Annotated in this window: 19 protein-coding genes; 5 read left to right on the top strand and 14 right to left on the bottom strand. The window is 69.2% G+C overall.

Features of this window, described 5'->3' with window-relative positions; all coding sequences use genetic code 11:
• Window positions 1–5: 5 nt before the first annotated feature.
• From ACTPOE_RS11315 to ACTPOE_RS11330, 4 genes are read right to left on the bottom strand one after another with little or no spacing between them, the layout of a single operon-like run.
• Window positions 6–1,319 carry an NnrS family protein gene (locus ACTPOE_RS11315; protein WP_458872277.1) on the bottom strand — a complete coding sequence of 438 codons (1,314 nt, stop codon included), beginning with the start codon at window positions 1,317–1,319 and terminating at the stop codon, window positions 6–8.
• A complete protein-coding gene (locus ACTPOE_RS11320) occupies window positions 1,316–2,062 on the bottom strand; it encodes an ABC transporter ATP-binding protein (RefSeq protein WP_458872278.1) in 747 nt (248 codons plus the stop codon). The genes ACTPOE_RS11315 and ACTPOE_RS11320 overlap by 4 nt, the downstream gene beginning before the upstream one ends.
• A gap of 14 nt (window positions 2,063–2,076) precedes the next feature.
• The gene (locus ACTPOE_RS11325; RefSeq protein ID WP_458872279.1) at window positions 2,077–2,931 is read right to left on the bottom strand and encodes an ABC transporter permease; all 855 of its coding nucleotides are present in this window, start codon (window positions 2,929–2,931) and stop codon (window positions 2,077–2,079) included.
• Window positions 2,924–3,994, bottom strand: coding sequence for an ABC transporter substrate-binding protein (locus tag ACTPOE_RS11330; protein ID WP_458872280.1), 1,071 nt, complete (start codon window positions 3,992–3,994; stop codon window positions 2,924–2,926). The genes ACTPOE_RS11325 and ACTPOE_RS11330 overlap by 8 nt, the downstream gene beginning before the upstream one ends.
• 309 nt (window positions 3,995–4,303) lie before the next feature.
• On the opposite strand from ACTPOE_RS11330, the gene ACTPOE_RS11335 reads away from it, so the two are divergent.
• A complete protein-coding gene (locus ACTPOE_RS11335; protein ID WP_458872281.1) occupies window positions 4,304–6,322 on the top strand; it encodes an autotransporter outer membrane beta-barrel domain-containing protein in 2,019 nt (672 codons plus the stop codon).
• A gap of 218 nt (window positions 6,323–6,540) precedes the next feature.
• Window positions 6,541–7,899: an alanine/glycine:cation symporter family protein gene (locus ACTPOE_RS11340; protein WP_458872282.1), complete on the top strand. Its 1,359-nt coding sequence runs from the start codon at window positions 6,541–6,543 to the stop codon at window positions 7,897–7,899.
• A 37-nt stretch (window positions 7,900–7,936) separates the two neighbouring features.
• Here the strand turns inward: ACTPOE_RS11340 and ACTPOE_RS11345 are convergent, their stop codons facing one another.
• Window positions 7,937–8,746: a helix-turn-helix domain-containing protein gene (locus tag ACTPOE_RS11345; RefSeq protein WP_458872283.1), complete on the bottom strand. Its 810-nt coding sequence runs from the start codon at window positions 8,744–8,746 to the stop codon at window positions 7,937–7,939.
• A 139-nt stretch (window positions 8,747–8,885) separates the two neighbouring features.
• Window positions 8,886–9,107: a hypothetical protein gene (locus ACTPOE_RS11350; protein WP_458872284.1), complete on the bottom strand. Its 222-nt coding sequence runs from the start codon at window positions 9,105–9,107 to the stop codon at window positions 8,886–8,888.
• Between the two features lie 50 nt (window positions 9,108–9,157).
• Here ACTPOE_RS11350 and ACTPOE_RS11355 point away from each other — a divergent pair, with 50 nt between their 5' ends.
• The 3 genes from ACTPOE_RS11355 (at window position 9,158) to ACTPOE_RS11365 (ending at window position 11,053) form a co-directional block, all read left to right on the top strand.
• Complete coding sequence (locus tag ACTPOE_RS11355) at window positions 9,158–9,607, top strand: precorrin-2 dehydrogenase/sirohydrochlorin ferrochelatase family protein (RefSeq protein ID WP_458872285.1); 450 nt, start codon at window positions 9,158–9,160, stop codon at window positions 9,605–9,607.
• Window positions 9,508–9,849: an SAM-dependent methyltransferase gene (locus ACTPOE_RS11360; RefSeq protein WP_458872816.1), complete on the top strand. Its 342-nt coding sequence runs from the start codon at window positions 9,508–9,510 to the stop codon at window positions 9,847–9,849. The genes ACTPOE_RS11355 and ACTPOE_RS11360 overlap by 100 nt, the downstream gene beginning before the upstream one ends.
• A gap of 247 nt (window positions 9,850–10,096) precedes the next feature.
• Window positions 10,097–11,053 carry an ATP-binding protein gene (locus ACTPOE_RS11365; RefSeq protein WP_458872286.1) on the top strand — a complete coding sequence of 319 codons (957 nt, stop codon included), beginning with the start codon at window positions 10,097–10,099 and terminating at the stop codon, window positions 11,051–11,053.
• A 34-nt stretch (window positions 11,054–11,087) separates the two neighbouring features.
• Here the strand turns inward: ACTPOE_RS11365 and ACTPOE_RS11370 are convergent, their stop codons facing one another.
• The 8 genes from ACTPOE_RS11370 to ACTPOE_RS11405 form a co-directional block, all read right to left on the bottom strand.
• Entirely contained in the window at window positions 11,088–11,696 is a 609-nt protein-coding gene (locus ACTPOE_RS11370) for a glutathione S-transferase (protein WP_458872287.1), read from the bottom strand.
• A 75-nt stretch (window positions 11,697–11,771) separates the two neighbouring features.
• Window positions 11,772–13,475, bottom strand: a complete 1,704-nt coding sequence (locus tag ACTPOE_RS11375) for an FAD-dependent oxidoreductase (protein WP_458872817.1) — start codon at window positions 13,473–13,475, stop codon at window positions 11,772–11,774.
• A 2-nt stretch (window positions 13,476–13,477) separates the two neighbouring features.
• The gene (locus ACTPOE_RS11380; protein WP_458872288.1) at window positions 13,478–14,203 is read right to left on the bottom strand and encodes an SDR family NAD(P)-dependent oxidoreductase; all 726 of its coding nucleotides are present in this window, start codon (window positions 14,201–14,203) and stop codon (window positions 13,478–13,480) included.
• Window positions 14,204–14,218: 15 nt separating this feature from the next.
• Window positions 14,219–14,974 (bottom strand): SDR family NAD(P)-dependent oxidoreductase, encoded by a 756-nt coding sequence (locus tag ACTPOE_RS11385; RefSeq protein WP_458872289.1) that lies wholly within the window; start codon window positions 14,972–14,974, stop codon window positions 14,219–14,221.
• A complete protein-coding gene (locus ACTPOE_RS11390; RefSeq protein ID WP_458872818.1) occupies window positions 14,971–15,690 on the bottom strand; it encodes an ABC transporter ATP-binding protein in 720 nt (239 codons plus the stop codon). Before ACTPOE_RS11390 ends, ACTPOE_RS11385 begins: the two co-directional genes overlap by 4 nt.
• On the bottom strand, window positions 15,683–16,450 hold the full coding sequence (locus tag ACTPOE_RS11395; RefSeq protein ID WP_458872290.1) for an ABC transporter ATP-binding protein: 768 nt from the start codon (window positions 16,448–16,450) through the stop codon (window positions 15,683–15,685). The genes ACTPOE_RS11390 and ACTPOE_RS11395 overlap by 8 nt, the downstream gene beginning before the upstream one ends.
• Window positions 16,447–17,406, bottom strand: a complete 960-nt coding sequence (locus ACTPOE_RS11400; protein WP_458872291.1) for a branched-chain amino acid ABC transporter permease — start codon at window positions 17,404–17,406, stop codon at window positions 16,447–16,449. The genes ACTPOE_RS11395 and ACTPOE_RS11400 overlap by 4 nt, the downstream gene beginning before the upstream one ends.
• Window positions 17,403–18,305, bottom strand: a complete 903-nt coding sequence (locus tag ACTPOE_RS11405) for a branched-chain amino acid ABC transporter permease (protein WP_458872292.1) — start codon at window positions 18,303–18,305, stop codon at window positions 17,403–17,405. The genes ACTPOE_RS11400 and ACTPOE_RS11405 overlap by 4 nt, the downstream gene beginning before the upstream one ends.
• Window positions 18,306–18,368: the final 63 nt, after the last annotated feature.

An 18,368-nucleotide genomic window follows, 5' to 3' on the forward strand; every position in this document is an offset into this window, starting at 1 on the left:
CCTCCTCAGCAGCCGGATTCCGGCCCCGAGAACGGGCTGGGCGCCTTGCCGGCGGGCTCGGCGCAGCCCGCGCGGCCGTCGGCGCGCGGCCCGGCCAGCACCGGCCAGGCATGCCACAAGTAGGCCGCGTAGGCCCCCGCCCAGACCGCGCCCGATGCCAGGATCAGCGCGCCGGACCACGGCGCCAGCGCCGGCAGCCCGGCGGCGGCGCGCGCCAGGGCGGCGATCCCCAGGGCGCCGGCCGCCGTCAGCAGCCAGGGCCGGCGATCCAGCCACAGCCCGGAATGGATGCGTCCCGCCAGGCTCATGATGGTGAAGACCGACAGGCCCATCGCCCCCGCCGTCAGCAGGTGGCGGCCCGCCGACGCGGACCCCAGGTCCAGCAGCCAGGCCAGGCCCATGGCCCCGTACCCCAGGGCGATGAGCCAGAAACAGGCATACAGCATCAGCGCCCAGCGCGTGAACAGCGCCCGCCCGACGTGCCAGTCGTTCAGCACGTTGAGAATCGCCGCACTGGCGGCCAGCGCCGTCCAGCCGGCCACGGGGCCGCCGCCCAGGCCCGCCTGCGCCACGCCGCACAGCCCGATGGCGAAGATCGCCAGGTAGCGGCGCGGCGGGCGGGCCAGGTATTCGTCCGACGGCGGCGGCGCGCCCGGACGGCCGGCCTCGATGTAGCCGTTGAGCACGCTCATGGACACGCGGCTGCCAGCCAGCAGGATCAGGATCATCGTCAGGTCGATGGCACCGTGGATCCAGGCCAGCCCGTCGCCGCCGGCGAACAGCGCGGCGAAGAACCCGGCCTGCGCCAGCAGCAGGCCGCTCAGCGTCCAGGCGAAGCCCAGGTGCGCGCGACGCGGATCGCGCCACAGCGCCGGCGCCAGGTATCCCAGCAAGAATGCCGTGAAGAGCAGGTTGGGCGCCGCCGCCAGGACGACGGCCGCGCCCGGCGGCAGCCACTGGCCCAGCGCATAGGCGACGCGGCCCGCCAGCCACAGGGCCGCCAGCCCCGCCAGCGGACGGGCGGGAATGGGCGCGGCGCCGGTGAATTCGGGAATCGCCGTCAGCAGGAAGCCGGCCGCGGCCGCCAGGCCGAAGCCGAACACCAGCTCGTGCGCGTGCCAGGACAGCACGCCGCCCGGCGGCGCCCAGCCCGACGGACCCGCGCCGACCAGGATCAGCAGCCAGACGGCCAGGAAGCCGACGGCGCCCGCGGCCGTCAGCACGAAGAACGGCCGGAAGCCGCAGGACCACAGCGGACGGGCGGTCCATCCCATGTCCCGGCCGATCAGGCTTTGGCCGTCCATGCCTCGGCCGCTCATGCCCCGGCTTCCAGGGCCGGCGCCAGCCCGAAGCATTCGCGCACCGGCGGCATGCCCATCAGCTCGGCCGTGGTCCGGTGGATCCAGGCCTCGCCGCGCGCGCTCTGGGGACGTTCCACGGCGAACTCGTGCAGCACGCGGCCCGGCCCGCTCGCCATCACGGCGATACGGTCGGCCAGCCGCACGGCTTCCATCAGGTCATGCGTGATCATCAGGACCGCGCTGCCGCCCCGTTCCACCTGCCCGCGCAGCACGGCGTAGAGCTCCAGCTTCAGGCCCACGTCCAGCGCGGCGAAAGGCTCGTCGAGCAGCAGCAGTTCGGGCGCCACCGCCAGCGCGCGACCCAGCGCCACGCGGCTCTGCATGCCGCCGGACAGCTCGTGGGGGTACTTGCGCCCGTCCCCGGCGGCCAGGCCCATGCGCGCCGCCCAGTCCAGGGCGCGGCGGCGGCGCGCCGCCGCCGGCACGCGCAAGGCCTTCATCCCCAGGGCGATGTTGTCCACGGCGTTCTTCCAGGGCATCAGCCGGGGCTGCTGGAACACGCAACCGATCCCTCGGAACGTCGAACGCACGCGCCCCTCGGACGGTTCGAGCAGGCCGGCGACGACATGCAGCAGCGTGCTCTTGCCGCAACCGGAGGGGCCGACCAGCGCCAGAGTCTCGCCCGCCCGCAGGTCCAGGTCCACGCCCGACAGCACGGAGGTCAGGCCGTAGCGGTGGCCCAGGCGGCGAATCGTCAGCATGCTCATCGCCGGCCCTATGCGTCCACCGCGCGCCAGCGCTCGATGGTGCGCTTGAGCGGTTCCAGCAGCAGGTATTCGATGCCCAGCAGCAGCCCCAGCACCGCCACGATCCAGCCCATCGAACCGGCCATGTCCAGTTGCGCGCGCGACACCGCCAGCGCGGCGCCCGCGCCGTCCGAGGCCGCCAGCAGTTCGGCCATCACCACGACCTTCCAGGAAATCCCCAGGGCCGTGATCCAGGCCGGCAGCAGGTACGACACCACGTGCGGCAGATGCACATCGAGCAGCGTCGTCCACCAGGGCAGCCGGTAGACCCGCGCCACATCGGTGAGCTGGCCGTCCAGCGTGCGCGCACCCTGCATCGCGCCGGCGAAGACGATCGGGAAACAGGCCACAGCCACCGTGAACACCGGCGTGGCGTCACCCATGCCGAACCACAGCATGGCCAGCACCAGCCAGGCGATCGGCGGCATGCCCAGCAGCAGCGTCACCAGCGGACGGGACACCAGCGCCGCCGTCAGGGAGCGTCCGGCCAGCATGCCGAGCACGCTGCCCGCAAGCACCGCCGCGCCCAGGCCCGTCAGGGTGCGGCGAGCCGAGATCCACAGTTCCGGCGCGGCCAGGCCCGAGGCCAGCAGGTCGCCCAGCCGCTCGAACGTCGCCAGCGGCCCGGGCAGGATCAGCGGCCCATAGTATTGCCCGCCCCATTCCCACAGCGCGCAGAACAGCAGCAGACTGGCCATCGCGCCCCAGCCGCTCCACAGGTAGGCCAGGACCGCTCCCACGCCGCCGGCCAGGCGCCGCGGCGCGGCGGTCATCCATCCGGCGGACGCATCCGGGCCGCGCATCGAGTCCGGCGCATCAGGCATAGAAGCCATCGTCCGGCAGCCGCCCGCCCACCAGCGCGGGCTGTCCGCCGAGCAGACAATTGAAGAAATATTCCAGTTCCGGCCGGGCCTCGCGCGCGTCCACCGCGCGCTCCCGCGCCTGCGCGATCGAATCGGCGACCGCCTCGGGCGTGAGCATGGGAATGTGCCGCGCGACGAGTTCGCCGCATTCTCCGGGATGCGCCAGGCACCAGGCCAGCGAATCGGCGTGGGCCCGCCGCACCCGGTCGGCCAGGCGCGCGTCCGCGTGCAGCGGTCCGACGGCCGCCACCCCGGCCTGCGGGATACGCGGTTCGCGGCCCAGGATTTCGCCCCAGGCCCGCGACAGATCCACGCCGCGATACAGCGTGGGCGCCACGACCGACACCGGAAAGGACTCGCTCTTGCGCAGCACCATCGACACGGCCGGTTCCGGCAGCAGGGCGTGGTCCGCCCGCCGGGTCAGCAGCAGCTGGATGGCGTCGAAGGGCGTGGGCACGTAGCGCAGCGAGAAATCCCGCTTCGGGTCCAGCCCCAGGCGGTCCGCCAGCAGGCCGAACAGGATGTCGGGCATGTCCGACCGGAACGGCATGGCGATTTCCTCGCCCCGGAAGTCTTCCAGCGTGCGACGAGACTCATCGCGCGTCACCAGCCACAACATGCCCCAGGTGGATACGTCCAGCAGACGCAGCGGCACGCCCTGGTTATACAGATTGGCCGCCACGTTCGACGGCACCGCCATGAAATCCGCGCCGCCGCGCACCGCCCAGGCGCGCAGCTGGTCCGGGTTCTGCCACAACTGGAACCGCGTTGCGGGCGCCAAGTCGGCCAGCGCGCCGGAATCCGCCATGTGGACCAGGGGATAGGACACCGTGGCCGGGGGTCCCGACAGGACCAGGGGCCGGTCGAGCGGCGCGGCGGACGCATCGGGCGTCCGGGCATGAGCCGACGCGATCGACAGCAGCCCCAGCGCGGGCGCCAGGCCCAGCAGTGCGCGGCGCCGAGCGCCACGGACGGGCAGGCCGCCGGAGGGCGGAACGAGAAACGGAGGAAGTCGGGAAGTCATGCGCAACAGCCGGAACGAATCCTTTGGATTGTCGGCAGAAACCCTACTAAACGCAAATGATAATTATCAAGCTTCAATAACAAAGAGCGGAAATACACCATCCCAGCCACTGATCGGGACACCCGCCCGGACATCCGGGGATGGGGAGCAGCGCCACCCATGGCAGGCGGCGGACAATTGACAAACAAACGTTTGTTTTAAAAAATACTTGAATTAAGGAACCACTTCCGATCGAAAAACCACCCAATAGAGCCGTGCATGGAAAGGCTCTTTCACAAAAACGGCCATCCACGCCAAACAAGGAGACATATGAAACATCCCGCACTGACCGCCATGGCGTTATCCGTCGCCCTGGCCTTGCCCGCCGCCGCGCAGGCTTACAGCAACATTTACTTTTTCGGCGACAGCCTGTCGGACGTCGGCGCATTCGGCGGCCTGGGCGGCCTGCCGGCCAACGCCCGCTGGACCACCAACTACGGCGCCAACTGGACGGATGCCCTGGCCGCCCACTTCGGCCTCGCCTCCAGGCCGAACAATTCCGCCAACCCCCATGTTCCCGGCGGCGGCAACAATTACGCCCAGGGTGGCGCCCAGGCGAATCCGGCCGGCACCGTGCTGCAGCCGACCGATCCGACGGGCGTTCCCACCGGCGACGCCATTCCGGTCGCCAACCTTCAAGGGCAATTGGGCACGTATCTGGCGCAGCATGGCCGAGCTGACGCCAACGCCCTGTATTCCGTCTGGATCGGCGGCAACGACGTCATCGCGGCCGCCGGCCTCGGCCCAGGGGCGACGGCCTATCTGACGACATCCGCCGCCAGCACGGTCGGTGTCGTCGGCGCCCTGAAAGGCGTGGGCGCACAGACCATCCTGCTGCCCAACCTGCCGGACGTTGGCGCCGCGCCCCTGGCCGTCTTCGCCGCCATCCAGACCGCCGCGCCCGGAGCCATCGCCGCCGCCTGGGGCGCGGCATGGGCCAGCCTGTCGACCGCGAACGGCGCCTACGACCCCGCCGCCATCGCCCGGGCGCTGGCGGCGGCCGACGTCGCCGCCGGACTGCAGCCCGGTACGCTTGCGGGCGTCTACGCCCTCGTCCGGCCCGGGCTGCAGCAGGCGTCCTCCGGCTACAACCAGCTCGTGGACATGGGGTTGAACACCACCGGCCAAACCCACGGCATCATCCGCGCGGATATCAATGGCCTGTTCCGGGAGATCCTGGCGGACCCGGCCGCCTTCGGCTTCACGAATGTCGTGGGCGCCGCCTGCCCGGCCAGCGCCCTGTATTGCAACGATCCGACCGGCGCGACGGCCGGCTATGTCTTCACCGACCAGTTGCACCCGACTCCGGGCGCCCACGGCATCATCGCCGATTACATCACCGGCCTGCTGCAGGCGCCCTACTTCGCCGGCGGTCTGCCTGAAGCCGGGCTGGGCAATGCACGCCAGCTGAGCGCCGGCCTGGACAACCGCCTGGCGGCCCTGCGGGCGCAGCCCCGCCTCGCCGGCACCACCAGCCTGTACGTCCAGGGCGGCTTCGACGGCACCAAAACCGAATCCGGTCCGACCGGCCTCGACGACCACGGACAGCTTTACACCCTGGGAATCGATCTGCAGACGTCCGAAGCCTTTGTCATCGGCATGGCCGTATCGCGCCAGACGGGCGACACGGATCTGAGCTACCGCGGAGCGCCCGGCAGCGTGAAGGACCGCAGCACGCTCCTGAGCGCCTATGCCGGCTATGCCCCCGGCGACCTGTGGATCGACGGGACGATCCACGCCGGCAGCGGAAAGCTGCACACCCGCCGTCAGGTCGTCCTGGGACCGCGGACCCTGACCCTGGAAGGCAACCCGAACCAGCGCCAATACGGCCTGGGCCTGCATGGCGGCTACGATGCGACGATCGGCCGCATCCGGACCGGGCCAGTGATCGGCCTGGACTACGCCCGCGTGAAAGTCTCCCATTTCACGGAACAGGGAGACAGCAGCAGCCGCATGCGCTTCTCGGACCAGAAGATCGAATCCCTGATCGGTCGCCTCGGATGGCAGGCGCGCATGGACATCGCGGGCCGCTACACCCCCTATGCGAAAGTGGCGTTCGCCCACGAATTCAATCGGGATGAACGCACAGTCACCAGCGGCGTCGCCTCCACGATGGGAGACTGGACGACTCGCCTGGACGCGCCCGATGGCAGCTGGATGGAATGGACGGCGGGCGTCACGGCCAGCCTGAGCAAATCCGTCGACCTCTATGGACAGGTGACCGCCACGACGGGGCGCGACGGCGGCAGCCAGGCAGCGGGCAACATCGGCCTGGCCATCTCGTTCTGAAACCGTCCGGGCCGGCATCGCCGCCACGCCGATCCCGCCGGCCCGGCCCGCCCCCGCGGGGATGAGTGCCCATTTCCTGGCCTCATGGTTTACCCTTATTCTGACCTTTTTGCCATCTAAACAGGATTTTTTCCTGCCTATATGGAAATTTCAGGTATTTCATCTGAAACCACGGTGTTAGCATTCACGAAATTTCTATATCGGAGGGTGCTTTAGACATGGAATTCCTGAATCAACTTGTCAACCAGATCAACGGCCTGGTCTGGGGGCCGCCGATGCTGGTCCTCATCCTGGGGACCGGCTTCTTCCTGATGGTGCTCCTGAAGCTGATGCCGCTGCGGCGCATCGGCACGGGCTTCGCGATGATCTGGCGCGGCCGCCACCGGGGCGACACCGCCACCGGCGAGATCAGCCCGTTCGAGGCCCTGATGACCTGCCTGGCCGCCACCGTCGGCACCGGCAACATCGCCGGGGTGGCCACCGCCATCGCCGTTGGCGGTCCGGGCGCCCTGTTCTGGATGTGGTGCACGGCCCTGGTCGGTATGGCCACCAAATACTGCGAAGTGGTGCTGGCCGTCCATTTCCGTGAAAAGGACGACCGCGGCGAACACGCCGGCGGCCCCATGTACGCCATCAAGAACGGCCTCGGCCGCAAATGGCTGTGGCTGGGCGTAGCGTTCGCGATCTTCGGCGGCTTCGCCGGATTCGGCATCGGCAACATGGTCCAGGTCAACAGCATGGCTCAGGCCCTGGAATCGGCCTTCTCCATCCCGCTGTGGGTGACCGGCGTGGTCACGATGATCCTGATCGGGCTGGTGATCCTGGGGGGCATCAAGCGCATCGGCGCGGTCGCCGCATCCCTGGTGCCCTTCATGTGCGTGGCCTACGTGCTGGCCGGCCTGGTCGTGCTGGCCGTCAACGCCGAGCGCATCCCCGAATCCCTGGACCTGATCTTCACGCACGCCTTCTCGCCCATCGCCGCCACCGGCGGCTTCGCGGGCGCCGCCGTCATGGCCGCCATCCGCTACGGCGTGGCGCGCGGGATATTCTCCAACGAGGCCGGCCTGGGATCGGCCGGGATCGCCCAGGCCGCCGGCACCACCACCAACGCGGTGCAGTCGGGCCTGATCGGCATGATGGGCACCTTCATCGACACCATCATCATCTGCAGCATCACCGGCCTGGCCATCGTGTGCTCCGGCGTCTGGAGCAGCGGCGCCAGCGGCGCGGCCCTGTCGGCCGCCGCCTTCGAAGTGTCCATGCCGGGCATCGGCGGGGCCGTCCTGACCCTGTCATTGGTCGTGTTCGCCTTCACCACCATCCTGGGCTGGAGCTACTACGGCGAGAAGTGCTGGGAATTCCTGCTGGGCACGAAATCGACCTTGCCCTACCGCATCGTCTGGGTCCTGGTGATCCCCTTCGGAGCCATCAGCCAGCTGGATTTCGCCTGGCTGCTGGCCGATACGCTGAACGGCCTGATGGCGCTGCCCAACCTGATCTCGCTGATCCTGCTCAGCCCGCTGGTGGTGAAGCTGACGCGGGAATACTTCCAGGAGCAGGGCGGCCGGCGCGCCTGACCGCCGCTCCCCCCCGTAGCCCGCATGCCGCTCCGCCTCATCCCGAGGCCGGCGTGCGCCGGTAGGGCGCGGGATCGATGTCGTGCTTGCGCATCAGGGCCCAGAACGCGCGGCGGTGTTTCTGGGCCATGCGCGCCGCCAGGGTGATATTGCCCGCGTGCCGCCCCAGGGCCGCGCGGATGTAGGCGCGCTCGAACCGGGCGACGACCTGGCATTTGGCGGCGCGGAAGGATTCCCGCGAGGTGGCCCGCTGCATGGCCACGGCCACCGCATAGGCCTCCAGTTCGTTGCCGGACCGGTCCAGAATCGTGTCGCAGAACGCGATCTCGGACTCGGAGACCGGGGGATCCGCCGCGCCTGCCCGCACCGCGGACGAACGCGGCGACACCGGTCCGGCCCCAGGCCCCGACAGGCCGGCACCATAAGCCGGGACGTGCTCGGAGATGCAGGCGGGGGCCAGGCGGTTCAGGGCATGGTCCAGGCGGGCGCGCAGTTCCTCCGGGCAAAAGGGCGGGCGCAAGAAATCGGCCGCTCCCAGCGCAATCAGGTCGCGCACCGCCTGGGCGCGCAGGCCCACCGCGTAGGCCAGCAGCACCGCCGGCGGGCGGCCGGCCAGGGCGGCCAGCGCCGTGCGCCAGTCGCGGATCGAGGCCTCGTCCACATACAGCAGCCCGGCGTCGTAGCGGCCCCGCGCCATGGCCGGATCGGCCAGCGCGGCGGCGGCCGAACCATGCGGCTGCTGCGGAACATGCAGCACCAGCCGTCCCCCCAGATGGGGGCCGCGCAGGGCCCCCGCCCAGTCTTCCCTGCCCGGCGCCAGAACCGCGCAATCCAGTCGTTCCCGCATGTCGCTGCTCCTGTTCGTATGGTGGGGACAGGATAGAAGAACGGCGACACCGCGGACAGTCGCAAAACTACGGCCGTAGTTTCCACAATAGGGCGCAGCGGCACTGGACCCCGCGCATCGACCGTGGCCCGAAAACGCGCTACCGCGTCCCCGCCACGTGGCAGCGGTACGCGTGCAGCGGCGCGTCGGGCCGGGCCTGCAGCGTCTGCGGCCGGTCGCACAGGTGGCGCACGACCGCGACATTGTGCGAAATCAGCACGTAGGTCAGACCGTGCGCGCGGCGCAGTTCCCCCAGCAGATTGAGGATCTGCGCCTGGACGGAGATGTCCAGCGCGGAGGTCGGCTCGTCGAGCACGATCACGTCGGGGTCCGGCGCGACCGCCCGGCCACCAGCCCCACGGCCTGCCCCGCATGAAGGCCCTCTACCCCCTGTTCGCCGACCTGGGCGGCCATCCGGTCCTGATCGTGGGTGGCGGCGCCGTGGCCGAGCGCAAGGCGCGCGCCCTGCTGAACTGCGACGCCAAAGTGCGGGTCGGCGCGCCGCGCCTGACCCGCGCGCTGCGGGCCTGGGCCGACGAAGGCCACCTCGCGCACCTGGACGGCCCGTTCCGGGACGATTGGCTGGCCTCCGCCTGGCTGGTCGTGGCGGCCACCGACGGCCGCGCGCTCAACGCCCGCGTCAAGGCGGCGGCGGACGCCCGCCGCATCCCGACCACGGCGCGCGCCGCCGCTTCTACGACTGGCTGTACGACGGCCCGGTCCTGGAACAATTGCGCGCGGACGAGGCCATCGAAGCGGGACGCGCGCTGCTCGCCCGCCTGGGCGATGCCGGCGCCGAACCCGCGCCGCCACGTCGCCTGAGCTGGATCGCCCCCTGCCCCGCCGACCCGGGCGACATCACCCTGAGCCAGCTGCGCGCCCTGAACGAGGCCGACGTGCTGATGCACGACGCGCGGGTGAGCGAGGCCGTGCTGTCCCTGGCGCGGCGCGACGCGGACCGCCGGCCGCTGGACATGGACCGGCACGAGGACGCCGGATCGCGGGAAGCCCGGGTGCTGACGCTGTGCGCGGGGTATCGGCACGCGGTGGCGCTGGTGGCGTAGCAGCCAGGCGAGACCGAGGTCCCGCTCTCATGATAGAGTTAAGCACAAAAAATCATGCTTAACTGGATTCTTGGATGAGAGACGTTTCAAATCAACAGGTTACGGATCATCTTAAGAGACTGAACCTGTGGTGGCAAACCGGTCGGATGGATGCCGACACATTGGCCATGCATCCCAGGGCCTACCTCGCCCCCATCCGGCAACTGCTGTTGGAACCCGGCCTGCACCCGATTCGGTGCTCTGCCGCTTGAGCACCGAATCGGGCGCAGGCCGCTTCACCGATTTTCTGCTGCCGCCGCTCACCTTTTCCGAGTACCTGCAGCTCCGTCAGGAGCCCCCCGCCATTCTGGAAGAAACCCCCGGCCTGTACGCGCTCAAGGATATCCATCATCTGAATGACCAATTCGTCGATTACGTGAAATTCGGCGGATACCCCGAACTTGCCCTGTCGCCCGCCATCCGCAACGATCCCGAACGCTTCGTCAAATCCGACATCGTGGACAAAGTGCTGCTTCGGGATTTGCCACAGTTATACGGCATCAAGGACATCCAGGAACTGAATTCCCTGTTCACCTTGCTGGCCTTCAACACGGCGGAAGAAGTCTCATTCGAGCAACTGTCCAAGCGCAGCGGCGTAGGCAAACCCACCATCCAGAGATATATCGAATACCTGGAGGCCGCCTTTCTCATCAAACGGGTATTCCGTGTCGATCAGGACGGCAAGCGCTACCAGAGGGAGCGCAATTTCAAGATATACCTGACCAACCCGGCCATGTACACGGGGCTGTTCGGCGTCAGGTCTCCCGACGACGCCGACTTCGGGCATCTGGTGGAAACCGCGCTGTTCGCACAGCGTTTCCACGAAAACGCCCGATTGAACTATGCGCACTGGGGCACTGCGGACAACGAAGTGGACCTCGTGGAATCATCCCCGGCGCTCAAGCCCATCGCCGCATTGGAAATCAAATGGAGCGATCGTTTCATCAGCCGGCCGGAACTCCTGAAAGGACTGATGAAATTCGTACACAACAACCATCTGCCCATCGCCTGGTCGACGACCCGCACACAGTTCGGCAAACGACAGGTCGATGGCAGCGAGCTGCGACAGTGGCCCGCGGCGGTGCTGGCCTTCTATTACGGCACACGCGCAATCCAGGGTCGTCTGGCCGACTACGAAGCGCAGGTCAAAGGCATCACGGACTGACCCCGACCCGCTGAAGACCGGCAGCCCCGCCGCGTCAGGCCTTCAGCACCGTGGCCCGCATCGAAGGCCGCTGGTCGAAGACGGCGAACCAGGCCGACAGGCCGGGACAAGCGCCGCGCCAGTCCAGGTCCGGAAACCGCAGGTCCAGATAGCCGAGCGCGCTGGCCAGCGCGATCACCCCGATGTCCAGCCGGCCGGCCGGCCATCCGCCCACCGCCTGCTCGAACCGGGCCAGCGCGCCGCGCGCCTTTTCTTCCTGAGTCTCGCGCCAGGCCGGCCATTGGCGCTCGGCGGGACGCAGCACGACTTCGTAGCGCATCAGCAGCGCGGCGTCCAGGATCCCGTCGGCCAGGGACTGGTCGACCAGGGCGGTCCATTTGCCGCCGCCGGCCGGGATCAGCCCGCCCCCGCCCAGATCGTTCAGGTATTCGCACACGACCCGGCTGTCGTACAGCGCCTGGCCGTCGTCCGTGATCAGCGTCGGCAGCTTGCACAGGGGGTTGTCCCGCATCAGTTCCGGGTTGTGCGCCGTGGGCATGGTGACGACCGGGGCCAGTTCGATGCGGTCGGCCAGGCCCAGCTCATGAGCGGCGATCAGGCATTTGCGCACGTAGGGCGAGGTGGACGAGTAATACAGTTTCATGAAGCTCTCCAAGTACCAGAATTCCAATATCCCGATCCGGGCCGCGAACGGCCCGGCGCCCGCGCTCCTGCGCGTTCAGCCGTCCGCCGCCAGCGCGCGGCCCGCCACCCAGCCGAACGTCAGCGCGGGCCCCAGGGTGATGCCCGGCCCCGGATAAGCGCCCCCCATCACCGACTGCATGTCGTTGCCCGCGACGAACAGGCCGGGAATCGGATGCCCCTGCGCGTCCAGCGCCCGCGCCCGTTCATCCGTCCGGATGCCGCAGGCCGTGCCGATGTCGCCCGCCACCACCTCGACGGCATAGAAGGGCCCCCGCCCCAGGGGACGCAGGCAGGCGTTGGGGCGATGGGCCGGGTCGCCCAGGTAGCGGTTGTAGGCGGTCGACCCCTTGCCGAAATCGGTGTCCTCGCCGCGTGCGGCCAGGCCGTTGTAGCGTTCGACCGTCGCGGCCAGGCGCTCCGCATCGATCCCCAGGCGCGCCGCCAGATCGGGCAGCGTGGCGGCCCGGATCAGATACCCGTCGTCGATCAGATGCTGGCGCGGACGGCCGCCCGGCAAGGCCAGGCCCAGGCCCCAGGTCTCGATGAAGGCATGGTCGCAGATCAACCAGGCGGGGATTTCCGGCGACGGATCGCTCCGATACATCACGCTGACGAACTCGTGGTACGAGGCCGATTCGTTGACGAACCGCTCGCCGCGCCGGTTGACGGCGATCAGGCCCGGCTTGGCGCGGTCCCAGACCAGGTGCGGATAGCGGACCACCGTGCCATCCGCCTTGCGCCACAGGGACACCGGCGCCCAGAACGCCGGCGACACATGGCCCGTTCCCATGACCGCCCCGGCCCCGCGCGCCAGGCCGATGCCTTCGCCCCGGTTGCCCTCGGGCGCCATGGACCAGGGCCCGGTGGGTTGCGGATAGCAGGCGGCCCGCAGTTCGGCGTCCCAGGGGAATCCGCCGGTGGCGACGACGACGCCCCGGAGCGCCCGGATGCGCCGCGCGGCCCCGCCCTGCTCGACCTCGACCCCCGCGACGCGGCCCTGCGCGTCGCGATGCAGCCGCCGGGCCGGCGTGTTCAGGCGGTAGGGGATCCGCTCCCGCAGGACGGCGTGGAACAACCACGCGGCCAGGGCGTTGCCCAGCAGCAGGCGCGTGCCGCGATGATAGCCGCGCAGGCGATCCATCCAGTAGGCCAGCACCAGCCGGCCGCCGTGCCGGAATGATTTGAACGAGCGCCAGGCGCCCAGCAGATGGTAGACGTCCGTGACGTTGACCATCATGCCGCCCAGGACGACGAATTCCTTCAGGGGATCGCGCAGTTCCTTGAAATGCGCGCCCAGCCGCTTGCCGTCGAAGGCCAGCGGGTCCATGGCCCGGCCGCCCAGGGACGCACCGGGCCTGTCGGGATAGTAGTCCGGCGAATACGGCCGCGCCGCCAGCGCCAGCGCCCCGCGCGCCTGCAGGTATTCCACCATGGCGGGGCCGTTGTCCAGGTAGGCCCGCAACATCTCCGGCGGCGAGGCGTCGCCCACGGTCCGCCGCAGGTATTCCAGGACCCGCTCGATCGTATCGTCGCCGTGGCCGGCCGCGGCGGCCCCCGGGTTCAGAGGGATCCAGACCGCCCCGCCCGACACCGCGGTCGAACCGCCGATGCGATCGGTCTTTTCCAGCAGCAGCGCCCGCAGGCCCTCGAAATGACACGTCAGCGCGGCCGACATGCCGGCCGCCCCCGATCCCAGCACCACCACATCGACGGTCTCGTCCCATTGCACGTCGTCCATCTTCACGCTCCCGATCCGCCCAGGGATTTGCCCCCGTCGACGAACAGCACCTGTCCGGTGATGAAGGACATCGCCGGCCCCGCCAGGAACGACACCGCGTGGGCGATGTCCTCGGGCGTGCCCGCCTGGCCCGTCGGCTGCAGGGCCAGCTGGGCCGCCAGCCGCTCCGGCGTCAGCGCGCGCAGCATCGGCGTGTCGATCAGGCCCGGCGCGATCGCGTTGACCAGGATCCCCCGTTCGGCCAGCTCCATCGCGCTCGCCCGGGTATAGCCCACCAGCGCGGCCTTGGACGCCACGTAGTGCGCGTGGTGGCGCGCCCCCAGGTAGGCGCGCGAGGCGATGTTCACCACTTTCGCGCCGGCCGCCATCCGCGCGGCGGCCTTCTGCGTGAGGCTGGCCGCCGCGATCAGATTCACTTCGAACATGCGGCGGAAATCGTCCTGCGACACCTCGAAAAACTTGCGCTCGTCGAACAGGCCCGCGCTGTTCACCAGCGCCGCCAGCGGCGGCAGCCCGCCGATCAGCGCATCGATCCGCGCCTCGTCGGCCAGGTCCGCCACGCGCGGATCGATCTCGAGTCCCTCGTCCCGCAGACGGTCAGCCAACGCGCGCAGGGGCGCTTCGCCGCGATCGACCGCCACGACCCTGAAACCGTCCAGCGCCAGACGCCGGACGATCGCCTGCCCCATGCCGCCCGCCGCTCCGGTGACCAATGCCACTGCCTTCATGCCGATTTCCTCGCTTCAAGCCGATAAAAAGCCGCCGTCCACCGGCAGCACGACACCCGTCACATAGCTGGCCATCTCCGAGGCCAGGAACACGACGGGGCCGACGATTTCCCCGGGTTCACCGCCCCGGCCCATCGGCGCGCGCGTCATGAACCAGTCCGCGCCGCCGGGCGCCGCGAGCTGCGGCGCCGCCATCTCGGTCAGCATCAGGCCGGGCGCCACCGCGTTCACGCGCACCCCGAACGGCGCCAGATCGCGCGCCAGCGCCTGAGTGAAGGAACGCACCGCGCCCTTGGACGCGACGTAGGCCGCCGACGAAATCCCGCTGACGAAGGCCACGACCGACGACAGATTGACGATGCAGCCGCGCGTGGCCTTGATCTGCCCGACGAACGCGTGCGTAACGTTGAACAGGCCGTCCAGGTTCACCGCGACCACCCGGTCCCAGACCTCGCGGGACTGCGGATCGTCGATGCGCGCGCGGCCCGCGACCCCCGCGTTGTTCACCAGGATGTCGATCGGCCCCAGGCGCGCCGCCAGGTCCGCGGCCCAGCGGTCGACCGCCTCGCGGTCGGTCACGTCGATCGCCTCGCCCCAGGCCTGGCCGCCCCCGGCGCGGATGCGATCGGCCAGATCCCGGGCGCGCGCGCCGTCCAGATCGGCCACGATCACCCGCGCGCCCTGCGCGGCGAACCCTTGCGCGATGGCCGTGCCCAGGCCGCCCGCCGCGCCCGTCACCAGGGCCAGCTTGTCGTCCAGCAGCGCCATCATCCCCCCAGGTAGGCCCGCTGCACGGCCTCGTCGTTCCGCAAGTCCGCCGAGGCGCCCTGCAGCACGATCTCGCCGTTTTCCAGGATGTAGGCGTGGCTGGACACCGACAGGGCCAGCTTCGCGTTCTGCTCGACCAGCAGGATGGTGATGCCCTGCTCGCGGTTCAGCGTGCGCACCGTCTCGAAGATCTGCTCCACCACCAGCGGCGCCAGCCCCATGGAAGGCTCGTCCATCAGGATCATGCGGGGCCGGGCCATCATGGCGCGCGCCGTGGCCAGCATCTGCTGCTCGCCCCCCGACAGGGTGGCGGCCTTCTGGGCGATGCGCTCGCGCAGGCGCGGAAACAGGTCGCACACCGAATCCAGGTCGCGAGCGACCGCCGTCCTGTCCTTGCGAGTGTAGGCGCCCATCTCCAGGTTTTCGCGCACGCTCATGTCGCGAAAGATCTCGCGTCCCTCGGGCACCTGGATGATGCCCTGCCGGACGATGCGATCGGTCGCCATGCGATGGATGGACTCGCCGTCGAAGCGCACCGTCCCGCGCGTCGGGCGCACCAGGCCCGAGATCACGTTCAGGGTCGTGGACTTGCCCGCGCCATTGGCGCCCAGCAGCGCGACGATCTCGCCCCCGGGGACTTCCAGGGACACGTCGTGCAGGGCGGAAATATTGCCGTAGGAGGCCGAGACGGACTCGATCGAGAGAAACGGCTCACGCATCATCGGTCCCCTTGCCCAGGTAGGCTTCGATCACGCGCGCGTCCGAACGGATCTCGGCCGGCGTGCCCTCCGCGATCTTGTGCCCGAAGGACATCACCGTGATGCGATCCGAAATCGACATCACCAACTGCATGACGTGCTCGACCAGCAGCACCGTCACACCCTCGCGCTCCGCCAGTTCGGTGAGGATGCGGTCCAGTTTGTCGATTTCGCGGTTGCGCAGCCCCGCCGCCGGCTCGTCCAGCAACAGCAGCTTCGGCTTGATCGCCAGCGCGCGCGCCAGTTCCAGCATCTTCTGGCGCCCGAAATCCAGGCCATTGGCCTTGGCATCCGGAAAATCCGCCAGGCCGACGCGTTCGAGCAGGTGACGGGCGAATTCCCGGTTCTCGGCCGACGGGCGGCGCAACAGCCGCGACAGGCCCCGGGCGCCGTAGGCATAGGTGCCCAGCAGCACGTTCTCCTCGACCGAAAGCTCGTTGAAAAGCTCCAGGTTCTGAAACGTGCGCGCGACCCCGAGCGCCGCCATATCCGAGGCGCCGCGCCGCGTGATGTCCTCGCCCGCGAGCGCGATCGCGCCGCCCGAGGGGTCGTAATAGCGGGAAATGCAGTTGAAGGTGGTGGACTTGCCGGCTCCGTTGGGTCCGATCAGGGCATGGATCCGTCCCCGGCCGACCTCGAAGGACAGGTCGTCCACGGCGGTCAGGCCGCCGAAGCGCACCGTCAGGCCGTCGATCGACAGCATCGTCGGGCTCGCGCTCATGTCCCGGCCCTCCCGGCGGACTCGCCCGGCGCCGCCTTGCGCGCGCGGACGCGTCCGCTGAACAGGCCCCGGGGCGCGAACATCATGAAGCCGATCAGGATCAGGCCGTAGATGATTTCCTGGAAGGACAGCACCTGACGCAACAGTTCCGAGATCAGGCCAAAGATCACGGCGCCGATCACGGCGCCGCGCACCGAGCCGATCCCGCCCACCACGATCATGATGAGGATCAGGATCGTGGTCCAGAAGCCCAGGCTTTCGGGATGGATGAAAGACGCGAAGGTCGTGTACAGGCCGCCCGCCACCCCCGCGTAGGCGGCCGAGCACATAAAGGCGACCCGCTTGACGATGTTGACGTCGATACCCATGGCCCGCGCCGCCACGTCGCTCTCGCGCACCGCGCGGAACGCCGCGCCCAGCTGCGAACGCGACAGCCGCACGGTCAGCCACAGCATCAGGGCGGCGCCCAGGACCACGAAGGGATAGGCGCGCAGGTCGGAGGTCAGTTCGAGCCCGAAAAACCGCGCCGGCGACATCTGGTAGCCGTTCGAGCCGTTGGTCACTTCGGTCCAGTTCAGGAACACCCACTGCATGGCCTCGCCGAAGGCGAAGGTGGACAGGGCCAGGTAGATGTCGCGCATCCGGATCGCCAGGGCGCCCAGCAGATAGCCCAGCGCCGCCGTGATCACGCCGGCCGCCAGCACCGACACCACGAAATTCGGATGCCAGGTGTTGTTGATGATGCCGGCCGCATAGATGCCGATCCCGTAGAAGGCGGCGTGCGACAGGGCGAACTGCCCGGTCTCGCCGATCACGATGTGCAGGCCCAGCGCCAGCACGATGTAGATCATCAGCAGGTTGACGATATACAGTACGTAGCCGCTGGCCGTGAACGGCAGCACCGCCAGCACCACGGCCAGCGCCGCGAGGCCCCATGTGTCGAAATGGTTTTTCATACTTTCTTGACCTGCGCTTTGCCGCCGAGGATGCCTTGCGGGCGGACGATCAGAACGATCAGGATGGCCAGGAACGGCGCCACGACAATGGCGTTGGTCGACACGAACAGGCCCACCAGGTTCTCGGCGACGCCGATAATGAAACCGCCCACGACCGCGCCCGGGATACTGGTGATGCCGCCCACGATCGCCGCGGCGAACGCCAGGATCGCCACATGGCCGATGTCCGGCGTGATCAGGATCTTGGGCGTGATCAGGATCGCCGACACGGCCGAGATCAGTCCGGCCAACGCCCAGACCGCCATGCGGATGCGCACCAGGCTGACGCCCACGATCTGGGAAGCCCGGGGATTCATGCCCACCGCCCGCATCGCCTTGCCGATGCGCGTGTGGTTGAACAGCATGTACAGCGCCAGCATCACCGCGACCGCCGCGCACAGGATCATCAGATCCAGGCGCGTCAGTACCGCGTCGCCGATCATCACGGTATCGGACGAGACCAGCGCCGGCAGCGAACGCGGCGCGTCCCCCAGACCGGTCTGACGCACCGCGCCCTTGAGCACGTAGGCCAGGCCCAGCGTGGCGATCACCAACTGCACGCCCACGCCCTTGGCCCGGATCACCCGTTCCATCACCACGCGCTGGAACAGTGCGCAGATCGCCGCGACCGCCGCCAGCGTCGCCGGGATGACCACCGCGTAATGCCAGTCCAGCACCAGGATCATGAACAGCGCCACATAGCCGCCCACCATGAAGATCTCGCCCTGCGCGAAGTTCGGCACGTCCGTCGTCTTGAACACGATCACGACCGCCACCGCGAGCAACGCGTAGATGCTGCCCGTCACCAGGCCGGACCACACGCCCTGCTGCAGAAAAAGCCAGATATCCGCAAAACTCATCGATTGCTCCACAGACGCCGCGCCGCCGGCGCGCCCATCGGCGAACGCTCCGCCGGGCCGGGA

This window comes from Castellaniella sp. WN (genome assembly GCF_054457555.1).